This is a genomic window from Paenibacillus aceris (genome assembly GCF_017874035.1).
Taxonomy (GTDB): Bacteria; Bacillota; Bacilli; order Paenibacillales; family NBRC-103111; genus Paenibacillus_E; species Paenibacillus_E aceris.
On the sequence record NZ_JAGGKV010000014.1, the window covers coordinates 46,167 to 58,493 of the forward strand.

Genomic DNA, 12,327 nt, shown 5'->3' on the forward strand with positions numbered 1-12,327 from the left:
CCAACAGCTTTTTGTTTTGTTAGCTATTCATTTATAAAATTGGCTTTGACTAACAATCGTTTCAACATCGCAGCCGTTTGAGCGCGAGTTGCATAACCATCGGACGCTAACGTATTGGCAGTCATTCCGTTCATCAACCCAGCTTGAACAGCAGCAGCCATCTCAGCCTTCGCCCAAACAATGCGGTCAGCATCCTCAAAGGGGGCCAACGCTGCAGCCTGCTGAGCTGAAGTTACGCTTGGATCGATACCTGCGTATTTCATCGCGCGGATGACCATGGCCGCTTGCTCCTCACGCGTGATTTCTTTATTCGGACGGAATGTTCCGTCCTCATAGCCGCTAAGCAGACCTGCTGCAGCAGCCGTACCCACCGCTTGGCCAAACCAATCGTTAGCCGTTATATCTTTGAAGTCGATCGTTGATGCTGCATAATCTAAGCCCAAAGCGCGAACTAATAACGCTGCGAATTCTGCCCGGGTGATGGAACGATCTGCTTCAAAGCGATTATCGTCTACGCCCTCTACAACCAGTTTATTTGCCAATAGCTCGATGTCCATTTTGGCCCAATGATCTTTAAGATCATGGAAGCTTTTGTTATTTTCCACGACAGTGTACACACTATTCCCGCTGCGTTTCAATGTCGCTGTGGTTTTGCCATCCTTTGTCACAAACAGTGTCGGCACAAAACGAAGCTCATTCGTTCCCGGCATCAGCTGCGCACCGGTAGCTTTCTTCGGATCAACCGCCTTATCCAACATAATATCGCGAGACACATATGTCGCTCCCAATTTCACAGGAACGGATTGTCCTGTTTGACTGACCGCTTCCACCTCGAAGCTTACAGCACTCGTTAGCGGTTTGCTGCCGGCTGCCGTTATCGCGTTGTCTATGGACGCCGCATCCGTCCCGCTCAATTTTTTGAGTGTCATGCGAATGGATACATCCTCCATGCTGACGCCAAGCTGCTTGGCTAATTCATCAAGCTTCAATACCGATAATGGCAACGTATAGGAAACGTGATCACCTGAGACAAGCAGCGTTTTCCCCTGAACCCGGCTTGCTTCGAGTAGACCGGCGGCTTCCATTTCCAGCGTTTCTCCGTTAAGCTTCACTTCTACCTTAGAGTGAGCGCTTAAAGATGCTTTCAGCTCTGAGGCGTTGAGCTTTCCTTCCTTAGCCTCTAGGTAAGCTGGAGCTATAGATGGGACGGTTGTTTGGCTGCCGTCAGTGACAGTAGAACCGGAACCCGAATTTGAATCATGATCCCCTCCATTGCCATCATCACCATGATCGCCGTCATCACCGCCATCGCCACCGTCTTCTTTGCCTGCTATTTGTATGGTTATTGGAGCCGTATAAATATCATACTTATTTGATTCGTCCATGGAGCTTGTATATCTCATAAGCGCATGGGCGGTACCAGGCTTCTTGGCCGTTACTTTCGCACCGTCCAATGTGATTAAGTCTTGGCCATCAAGTAGAACGAGATCAGGTGTAATCGTCGTTTTCGTTCCTTTATAGGACTGAACAACAGCCGATAACGTCGTACTTCCATCCGTGGTCAGCTCAACATTCATCTTCTCAGGTTGAATGGAAGCCGCCCAATCCGACGCGTAATAGGAATAGTCCGTCGTAATCCCGAACGCGCCAAGCCCCATAAATTGAATAAAGGCATTTTTGTCATTCAATGTCCAAGGGGAGATGATTAAGCCACGGTGCTTAGCCGCTTCCATGAAATTTTTGCCAACACCGGTATAACTCGTGTTAAACGAAGCGTTCAACTCTTGAAGAAGCTTCATCGTCTCACGCAGCGATTTTTTGACGTTTGTCTCGTTTGCATATCCGCTGGTCAACAGTCCGAGGGGCATCTCCGGCATTAGCTCGGCCATCCGCTTTAGCTGATTGGCATCGAAAGACATCGTATCCACAAGCGCCTCCGCATCTTTATCTTTGAGCAGCTGGATATAAGCCTCTATGAGCGCTGGCGTAGCTGTCTTGATTTCAGCCATGACCATCGCGCCCTTTTCCTTGGCAAGGTCAATTTGTTCATCCAAGGTCGGGATTTTCACATCCGGGAATCCGCTCGGATAAGGCTTATTGGCATTTAACTTTTTCAATTCCTCAAGCGTGTAGTTTTCGATGAAGCCTGTTCCATTCGTTGTCCGTTCCAACGAGCCATCATGAAGAATCACGATACGTCCGTCTTTGGAAAGGTACATATCGTTTTCGATGAATTCGGCGCCGGCTTCTAAACCTAGCCGATTGCTCTCGATCGTATTTTCCGGAGAATTCGCCGGCATCCCCCGATGAGCGATAATATATGGCTTGCGAATAAGCGTCGTGTTACGGTTATACGTCTTCAATGCTTCCCACTGCACGGCAGGCGAATCCGTCACAATCCCATTCACGCCTGATGTAATCAGTTGATGCATGGAAACCAGCTTCTCGGCGGAGCTGGCCGCTTCCTTCGACCATACCATGATCATCCGTTGTTGAAGGTAAGCTACATTCTCTCGGGTCGATAGCGATTGCGGCAAAATCGCAACTCTAGCTAAGCTTGCCGCTGTTTGTCTGCGTATATCCAAGAGGCTATCTTTGGTCAAATTCGTCTTGCCGCTAAAATCCAGAATCCCCCGGATGATGGGGTAAGCTTTTCTCGCTCGTTTGATAAGCTCTCCATTGTCCGAAATAATAGCGACATCTTCCCAACTATTCTTTCTCAAATAATCGACCAGTTGATCTACGGTGGCTTCGTCCTTGACATAAAAAGCAGGAATCATGCGCTCACTTAAATAGCCTAAGAAAGCATCCAGAGAGCTGATTTCAGTTTGACCTGTCGGATCGGTCACTTTGAGACCTTGCCCAATATGAGCAATAACAGTTGAAGGCAGTTCTGGCGCATTCAGCTTCGCGAAATCTGCTGCGCTTCGAAGCTCAGTTACAACCGATGCAGCCATCGCAATACGGGTTTCCGGCTCGGTCACTTCTACGAACCGGCCATTCGGTATGGCAGGCAGCGCCTGTTCTTGCAAGGTAATGCGAATATTATCCAGCTTCATTTTGCTCCCGTTCGCTTGTAAGCCCACTGCGCCTTTGGCATAGGCGTAAGCTTGATCCGTATCGACGAAGATTTGGTTATTAATCATTTCCTGAACGCGATTTCCATAGGTTTTTACCGTATAGTGATACATTTTGGACGGATCAATGGCTTCCGTATAGGAACCTCTGTCGATTACATTCCACGCATTCGCGGGCGTTCTCTCGGCGAACTCAATTCCGTTTGCTGCTGTGGCATCTTTCCTGACTGCCATTTGGTAATAAGGGTAATCGTTATTTTGAATCCGGTACATGATGGAGTGCCATCTTGCCGTATCATTTGCCTGCAAGTGGGTAACGTCCGCTTCAATTTTGTAATTGCCAAATGTATTTAAGAACGATGGAAGGATCACCCTGGAAGGATTATCCGGAGAAGCGAGCGCATTGATCTCAAAAGCCCCCGATTTTACCGCAGCATTCGCTGCAGTCGTTCCTTCTTTTCGGGTCCAGCCAGCAGGAAGCGTACCATCGGCCAAATGATCGAAGTTTTCCTCGTACAGAACATACTCCGTATCTCCTGCATCTTTTGCCAGCACTAGCATACTGAAAGACGCGCTATCCTTTGTTCCTGTCATCGTATAAACACCTTTTTGCTGCGCCTTCAGGGTGCCGTTTGCAAAGACAACCGCTGGATTGGCCGATGTCCAAGTTAGCTCATTGCCCTTTACTACACCTGTAGTGAGATCGTTAAATTCTGCTTGAAACTCCACGGTGCCTAGGTCTAGGGAAGCGCCGACTGTCGCCAGCACATAGCCGCTCTCATTGCCTTTGATGGAAACAACCTTGACTCCCGACAAAGATGGCGTGACCGTAATCTCTTTGGAAGCCTCCACATTGCCGTAGACAGCTCTAATGCTTACCTTCCCAGCCTTGAGGGGCACCATTTGGTTGTTGTTGATTTTGATAATACTTTCATCAGAAGAATACAGCTTCACTCGATTTACTGGCGGCGCTTCGGTAATTCCATCCGAATAATAGACGCTGCTCGTCACGCTTGCCGCGCCGCTTAATGCTTCCAAGGTGGCAGGCACCGTTATATCCAGCCGATCAGCAGTGATCCGGGTTACTTTCAAATTGTCGAAAGATACCTTGCTCTGGTCCCCCTGAAATCCGACTCTCCCTTTCTCTGGAAGCACATTAGCTGCTAGATTTTTGTCCCCATACAACGTAAAGTTCGTGTCGCTCTTAGCTTTAAAATATTGCTTAACGTTACTGTCGAATACCCTTACCTTCATCGTGTAATCCTTATTCGTCAGCAGCTGAGGCCCTGTCGCGCTGATCGGCGTCGGAGAGAACCAGTTGCCATCCGGATTTCGGTATGCCGTTTCAATCGTCCCGTTTTGTTTGATCGCCATTTGCGGATAAGGAGGCTTCCCGCTGGAAGGTGCCCGGAACATAATGGAAACCCATCTTCCCGTATTCAAAAAGCCATCGAAGCGTACATCCGCTTCAATTGTATAGTTATCCCATTGTACCGGAGCGATTATCCGGCTTTGCTTGCCTGAGGCATTTCCGTCGAAGGTCATACGGCCATTGCCATAAGTATCCTGCACAACTGTAAAGGAAGGGCTGCCCGCATTCACATCGGATAGCCAATTCTGAGGTACTGTACCGGTCGCATAAGTGTCGAAATTCTCTTCCAAGAGCACCGGATTCGGACTTCCTGCGACTGGCGATGTATCGATCAGCTTAAGCGTGCCGTAACCTGAGGTATCATTCCAGAAGGAGGAGGATTGGAAGGCGCTCCAATAACTTGATCTTTGCTCTGCCGTCGTTGACCCGTACCGATCCGTCGTTCCAATTTCCAGTCCCAACTGCTTCTGTATCACAGGATCAAAATTAAGCATGTCCCACGGCACAGCGATCTCTGTAGACCATCCGGAAGCCGTTTTATTTATCGCCCGGAGTATTTTTTTCTCATCTTTGCCGGCATGATTGTTCAGTGCAGCACCGAAATGAAATTCGGGAGTTGTTGTCCCAGGCTGATACATGACACCAATCTGCATATCATTATTGGTAAAAGGGGCAGACTGGTGCTGACTCGGATCAAGAAAAACGTTAATATTGTCTTGCTCGAACCAGTTGCCGGATTGACCGGTCAACAGCGTGTCGTCGTCAGCCTTCACCCCGATATATAAGTACTGATTATCCCACAGCAGTCCGAATTTCGACGCTTTGAATGAGCCTTGTCCAACTTGAACGCTTAATGGCTGATCCATTTTCCAAATCGATTCGTCCAGGTTGCCATCAATGATTGGAGCCGTTAACGTTTTGTTGACCTCCATCGCCTTTCTTCCTGTTTCTCCTGCAAGAGGTTGGGCTGCCCATGCGTTTGGTTGAAAAAGGCCGCTGATTAAAGTCGTTATTGTTACAATACCTAGAACCCTTGTGGACATTGTTTTCACTTCGCTCTTCATTCCTTTCGGCTTTTTATGATGTTTCCAAAACACAAAAAAACCCTCATTCATCAAACGGAAAGTACACACCCACCTTACGGGCGCACTTTTCATTTACTGAATAAAAGGGTTTTCTCCTGGACTCATACCCTGAGTATTCTTTTGTATTTATAAGCTAAGCATATCCTTACTTTGTTATCCACGCATCAATTTCTTATGAAAATATTGTAAAAAATCCCCGTACCCTTATTCTTTGACAGATCCAAGCGTAATCCCATGAATAAAAAAGCGCTGCAGAAACGGATAAATGACAAGAACCGGAATCATGGCAATAAAAATTTTGGCCGCATTCAATGTCTGATTGGAGAGCTCACTCATCTTCTGAATTTGTTCCGCAGTCATCGTGTTGGCGTCCACAATGACAACCAGCTGCTGAATGTACGTTTGTAAGGGATAATGATCCGCATTCGACATGAGCACCAGGCCGTTAAAAAACTCGTTCCAATGATACACGATACTGAACAAGGTTACGGTTGCCAATACGGGCACCGCCAGCGGGATGAATATTTTAACAAGCATATACCAAGGACCCGCACCATCTACAAGTGCCGCCTCCTCCAGCTCCTTAGGCAAATTACGGAAATAGTTAATCACCAATATGACACTGAATATTGGAACGCTGTTCCCAAGGACAAGCGCCCAAATATTATTAATCAAGCCTAACGATTTAACCGTTTGATACCAAGGAATTAAGCCGCCATTAAAAAGCATGGTGAATACCAAAATCCACATCAGCACATTTCGATATGGCAAGTCTTTCGCATTTTTGGATAACGGGTAGCCCATCAGCACAATAATGACAAAGTTAAGACTAGATCCCAGCACAACACGCTGTATCGAAATCCAAAATGAATTGAAAAATTTACTGTCGCCCATAATTTCATGATACGAATTCAAGTTAAATCCTACCGGCCAGAAACTCACTCTGCCCGAGGACGCTGCCGCATTATCGCTTAACGAGACAGCCAATGTGTACCACAAAGGAAGCACGCATAAAAGAGCGATGCCAACCAACAGCACGATAAGGAAAAGATCAAATGCTCTGGAGCCCATTGTTGTTTCTCTGACCATAATTCTGCTCCTTTATATTAAAAAATACGATAATTTGCAAACTTAGCAGCTAAAAAATAGGAAGTGGTAATTAAAACAAAACTAATGACGGATTTTAAAAGCCCCATTGCTGTTGCCAGCCCGTACTGCAGATTCAATAAACCTGTCCGATATACCCAAGTGTCAATAATATCCCCGCTTGAATACACAAGTGGATTGTAGAGATTGAATATTTGGTCAAAGCCGGCATTCAAGACATTCCCTAAGCTTAGTACTGAAAGTAAAATGACCGTTGTCATCATACCGGGAAGCGTGACATGCAGCAAACGCTGCCAGCGCGTGGCGCCGTCAATGGCGGCCGCTTCATAGAGAGCAGGGTTAATCCCCGTTAAAGCCGCCAAAAAGATAATCGTATTAAAGCCAAATTCCTTCCAAACATCACTTCCGACAATGATAAAAGGAAACCATTCCGCCTTCCCGAAAAACAAGGTAGGACTTATGCCGAATATAGCCAACAACCCGTTAACAGGCCCTTTGTAGGACAATATGTCGAGCAAAATACCGGAAAGAATAACCCAAGATAAAAAGTGCGGTAAATACACAATCGTCTGTACCCATTTTTTCAAAACCGCGATGCGCAGCTCATTCAGCAATAACGCGAAGATCAGCGGAACAATCATGTTCGCGATAATTTTCATGACGGCAATAAATAAGGTATTAAAAAATACCGTTTTACTATCATTCAATGAAAACATATACTTAAAATTTTCCAAGCCGATCCATTCGGAGTGAAGGATGCCTAGACCTGGATTAAAATCCTGGAAAGCAATCACAATGCCGAACATCGGCACGATACTAAACAGCGTCAACCATATAAAACCAGGAAGAAGCATGAGATAGTAATGTTTGGCAAATCCCTTCGTAACCATGCTATCAATCACTTCCATTCATTGTTGTTAAGGGAAAGGCGCCAGAGTATTCTGACGCCTGGGTGTGAGCTAACTACTTCAAGTTCGCATCGATTTCAGCCAAAATTTGATCTCCGCCCTGCTTTTTCCAATCTTCAACGAACTTATCAAATGTATCCAGCGGGGCAGCCCCCATAATAATCTTGAGGAACGTTTCTTTCTCTAACTTATCAAGGGCAGCCCATCTGCTCTCCATCGTTTTCGTTTGGGCATACGTCACGCTATACGTTTTCTTAAACGGCTGCTGCAGCGGCGATATGCCCACAAAGGTTGAATACAACCGTTTCCATGCCCCTAAATCTGCGTTCGGATCCCAGTATTGAATATCATACTTGTCATACGGCTCTAGCTTCACCTTTTTCACTTTTTCCGCGTCAGCTTTCAGCAATTTGTAGCCGGGGAGGTCCAAATCCTCCGGTTTCTTCGTGCCGGCCAGCACTTCTTTCATCATCTTGTAGGTGACATCCATTTCATCCATTGGAGCAAACACGATACGGAGCGGATAGTTGCCAATGTTCACTTTGACATCGAATTTGGATTCATCGCGCAGCAATAAATTTTCCATTTGAATGGCGGCTTCCGGATGCTCGTAACCTTTGCGAACAACGAGATATTGATTCGACGGGTTCCCCATGTGCGGTGTAAATTCACCGTTCACATCCAGAGGAGCCGTGTAGGCTTGCCAGTTCGCCTTCGGATTATTTTTGATGGCATCCGCTAATGGACCATAACCGCCAGCCCACCATAGGCCGAAGTAAATGCCGGAAGTTCCATTTTTGATCAACTCCTGAGCATCCTTACGAATGGTCATTTCCTTGTCGATCAAGCCTTTGGAGTAAAGATCACGCAATTTCGAGAGTGCTTGCTTCGTTTTTGGCTGCAGGGAACCGTACGTTGTTTTTCCGTCAGCGCCTTTTAGCCAAAATCCCGGATAGGAATGGAAGGAAGCGAAGATGGGATCGAAGCCATAGTTATTGTTATTAGGATTGATAAAATCCGCATTCAACAAGCCGCCTAGTTGCGGTCCCGTAATGCCTATGGTATCCGCTTTGCCGTTCCCGTCCGGATCTTGTTCAACGAAGGCTTTGGCGACCTTCTCCAGATCATCCATCGTCTTCGGCGGTTGAAGGCCTAATTTATCCAGCCAATCCTTGCGAATCCACATCATATGAACCATGTCAGATTCCGTCGTGACGTTCGGAAGGGCATACATTTTCCCATCAACGGTGACAGATTTAAGCGCGAGACCTTGCGTCGTTTCAATGATATGCTTGATCGCAGGCGAGGCATATTTGTTATAAACCTCTGTCAGATCCGCGAGCTGACCGCTTTTCACCATTTGTCTGAACTGCGTATCCTTCACGACTAACGCATCCGGCAAATCATTGCTGGCGATCGATAAATTAACCTTCTGATCGTAATCCTTCCCGCTAGCCGCTTGCCAAACAATTTTGGTATCGATATTCAAATTGTCTTTGATATAGCGGGTATATTGGTTGCTTTCCGGCGAGTCTCCGGCCGGCAAGCTCTTGTCCGCTGCGTCTACATCTTTGCCGATTTTAATCGTAATCGGTTTGGCCGATTTGGTGAAAGGACCTGCCTCCGTTTGTGTTGAGGCCGTCTGTGCTGCACCCGTTTGCGCCGGTGCTGTTGAAGCTTTGGGTGATTCCTTAGCCGTATTGGCCTCTGAACATGCAGATAATACAACTAGCATCCCTGCAAGTAAAAGCAGCATGCTTTTTTTAGGCTTGCTCATATAAATCCCCTTCTTTCGCTTTAAGAATTTGTCTACACCCTAAAAGTACCATAAACCGTTACGGTACTAGGATGGAAAACGGTTACACAATTAGTTGGGAAAATGACCGAGAATTTTCCGGCCTTCGCTTTTTTCTCAGGCATTTTCAGCATTTGACCCCCTAGTTTTCGGACATTTTTCTACCTACTGCACCCTTCAATCGATATTCGCTTGGCAGTACGCCTGTTTGCTCCCGAAAGGTACGGCTGAAATATTTCTCATCCATATAGCCAACATGTTCAGCAATCCACAGAATCGTTTTGTTCGTATAAAGCAGATACTCCTTGGCTTTGTCGATTCGATGGTTGCGTAAATACTCGCTAAAATTAATGCCGATAATTTCTTTGAAACATTGGCTGAAATAGCTTCTGCTCATATTCACCCGCTTCGCAATCATTGCGGCCGTAATCTGCTCCTGGATTTCTCCATTGACGATGTGCACAGCTTTCATGATACTTTCCACAACCTCTTGCGAGAAGGCAGGTTTGTCCTTAGCCTTACGGATCATATCACGAGTCGCCGTTAGCCATTCCTCTACCCCCTGCCAGCTTTCAAAGGTATCCGGGAGCCCAATTTTCGCCATATGAACAGGATTGAACAACAGATTCCATTTATCCGTTAACGCATACAACAGTCCAATCAGCTTCGTTTGAGGCAAACGCATTTGCTTCAACTGAAGGACCTGAGCTCTAAATAGATGATCTTGGCTAATCCATTCGTGCCCCGACCATTGTTCCTTCACTCGGTCTATCTCGTTGCCGGCTCTCTCTGTCTGGACATTTCCCTGAATATCCTCGTCTTGTGTGAAGGAACCCTCATAGAAAAGATCGGACTGTGGAGCGTGCTTTTGCTCCTCCAGAATTCGCTTATGAATTCTTCCCAGCACTTCTTCAAAGCGCTCTTTTTCAAGCTGAACCTTCGCAATATAATCAATAGCCCCAAGTCTCAGCGCCTCTTGGATATACTCAAAATCCTGATGGAAGGTGAGCACGACCGTATACATGCTTGGATATTGCTTGCGCACAATTTTTAACAATTCAATCCCGGACATGACGGGCATCGCTAAATCCGTTAGCAGTAAATCTACCGCATTGGCGGCTATAAATTCTAACGCTTTCTCGCCATTGCTCGCTTCCCCGACAACCTCCATATCAAAATCGCGCCAAGGCATCGCAGACATTAGTCCTTTACGAACCAATTTATCATCATCGACAATCATCACTTTAATCATGATGGCGGTTCACCTCCGAAATAGGAATCGTTACGAATATGGTTGTCCCTTTGCCAATCACACTCTGAATGCGCAGCTCCGCCTGATCGCCATATTGCGATTCGAGCATTCGCTTGACATAATTTAACCCAATGCCCATCCCGACTTTTTTGTTTTCAATTTCCGAATTATGCAAGAGGTGATGAATCGTTTCTTCCGACATGCCTGAACCGTTATCCTGAATAGAGACCAGAATCGCATTCGTTAAATTGACATCTACCCGTATATATCCGTCATCGCTTAACCCATGGTAGAGGGAATTTTCCACCAGCGGCTGAAGGATGAAACGAGGGACTGGCATGCTCCATACTTCTTCATCCACATGCATCTGCACATCAAACTTAAAATCATAGCGAATTTGTTGAAGAGTTAAATACTGTTTTAAAGCTTCGATTTCTTCATGTATCGTTGAAGCCGTACCAAGCTTGCCTAAATTATAGTGGAGCAGCTTATTGAGCGACGAAACAAGACGGTCGATTTCATTCTGTCCGTTCATAACAGCTAACCAATGCACCGTATCCAACGTATTCATGAGAAAATGGGGATTTATTTGATAGAGCAGTTTTTCGACTTCAAGATCCACTCTCCGCTTCTCTTTGCGTTCAACCTCGGCGAATAAATTCCAAATTTGTTCTTTCATTTGCCTGAACTGGTTCAAAAGGAAGTCAAACTCCGGTATTTTGGTTCTAACGGTGACGGCTTGCGTACGATTCTGCGCCATCAATTTGATTTCTCGATTAAATCCGTTCAAAGGGAGATAGACCATTTTCCATAAAAGCCAGGCCATCAGCAGACTCAGCCCCAGAAAAATGAGCGCAAACAATAAGATTTGAAAGAACCATTGATTCATTTCTTTATTGTAGTCCCTTTTCGGGATGACCGACACGATGCTCCAGCCTTGATTGCTGGCCTGCCGAAACCAATAATATTCATTCTGCTTGCCATACGTTTTATCATTGGAAAAATTGGGGAATATCGTGTCTTTTACAAACGTATTCGGCAGCTCGCTAAAAGCGATTCGGCCATTATTATCCAGGAAAATATGATAATTTCCGCCACCGAATTGATCGGTATTCAAAATATTTTGAGTAAGATGAAAGCCAGTTTCAATGTATACGAAGACATCATCACGCTGCGGTAAATCTACTTTTCTAAGCGCTGATAACACAAAATTATTATCAAAACGATTATTGCTAATATGAGGCCCATAATAAGAAATTCCGGAGTATTCAGCCAGCAAGGGCAGCTTTTCCGGGGAAAAATTGTCCTTAACTCCCACATTTTCGAGATCATATGTATGATCATTTTGAAAATAATACAAAGTTAGACCAATATTCGGATTCGTAAAAGTAACCAGACTTAATTCATCCTTTAAATTGCTAATCATTTGAGACCGTTCAAAAGATTGACTTGTTGGGAGCGCTAACATTTGATCCAGCTTTTTCCCTACACTTCCTGCAAAAGCAAGCTGCTGAGAAACATGATTCAAATTGCTGATCGTACTCTCTAAGGAAAGCTCCACTTGCTTTAAGTTGCTTTGAATACCGTTCTGAATCTTGTTCGTCAGGATTGAGTAGATCGTGTAATAAGAGATTAGAACGATGCAGATAAACGGAATCAGCGTACTGCAAAGGAAGATAATAAAAATCCTTTTCTTTAGCGTTAAATAATCATACATAAACGACCTTATAT

The 12,327-nt window shown here is 45.6% G+C and carries 6 protein-coding genes; all 6 read right to left on the reverse strand.

Annotated elements, in window-relative coordinates:
- Positions 1-23 precede the first annotated feature (23 nt).
- On the reverse strand, positions 24-5,546 hold the full coding sequence (locus tag J2Z65_RS22780; RefSeq protein ID WP_167052545.1) for a glycerophosphodiester phosphodiesterase family protein: 5,523 nt from the start codon (positions 5,544-5,546) through the stop codon (positions 24-26).
- Positions 5,547-5,738: 192 nt separating this feature from the next.
- Positions 5,739-6,623 (reverse strand): carbohydrate ABC transporter permease, encoded by an 885-nt coding sequence (locus J2Z65_RS22785; protein WP_167052544.1) that lies wholly within the window; start codon positions 6,621-6,623, stop codon positions 5,739-5,741.
- Between the two features lie 17 nt (positions 6,624-6,640).
- Entirely contained in the window at positions 6,641-7,531 is an 891-nt protein-coding gene (locus J2Z65_RS22790) for an ABC transporter permease (RefSeq protein ID WP_167052543.1), read from the reverse strand.
- A 73-nt stretch (positions 7,532-7,604) separates the two neighbouring features.
- Positions 7,605-9,326: an extracellular solute-binding protein gene (locus tag J2Z65_RS22795; RefSeq protein ID WP_167052542.1), complete on the reverse strand. Its 1,722-nt coding sequence runs from the start codon at positions 9,324-9,326 to the stop codon at positions 7,605-7,607.
- A gap of 160 nt (positions 9,327-9,486) precedes the next feature.
- On the reverse strand, positions 9,487-10,596 hold the full coding sequence (locus tag J2Z65_RS22800; RefSeq protein ID WP_167052541.1) for a response regulator transcription factor: 1,110 nt from the start codon (positions 10,594-10,596) through the stop codon (positions 9,487-9,489).
- Entirely contained in the window at positions 10,589-12,313 is a 1,725-nt protein-coding gene (locus J2Z65_RS22805; protein WP_167052602.1) for a sensor histidine kinase, read from the reverse strand. Before J2Z65_RS22805 ends, J2Z65_RS22800 begins: the two co-directional genes overlap by 8 nt.
- Positions 12,314-12,327: the final 14 nt, after the last annotated feature.

Bases quoted from the DNA above. Each gene is read 5' to 3' on its own strand.
- J2Z65_RS22785 (WP_167052544.1), bottom strand. From the start codon at position 6,623: ATGGTCAGAGAAACAACAATGGGCTCCAGAGCATTTGATCTTTTCCTT.
- J2Z65_RS22790 (WP_167052543.1), bottom strand. From the start codon at position 7,531: ATGGTTACGAAGGGATTTGCCAAACATTACTATCTCATGCTTCTTCCT.
- J2Z65_RS22795 (WP_167052542.1), bottom strand. From the start codon at position 9,326: ATGAGCAAGCCTAAAAAAAGCATGCTGCTTTTACTTGCAGGGATGCTA.
- J2Z65_RS22800 (WP_167052541.1), bottom strand. From the start codon at position 10,596: ATGATTAAAGTGATGATTGTCGATGATGATAAATTGGTTCGTAAAGGA.
- J2Z65_RS22805 (WP_167052602.1), bottom strand. From the start codon at position 12,313: ATGTATGATTATTTAACGCTAAAGAAAAGGATTTTTATTATCTTCCTT.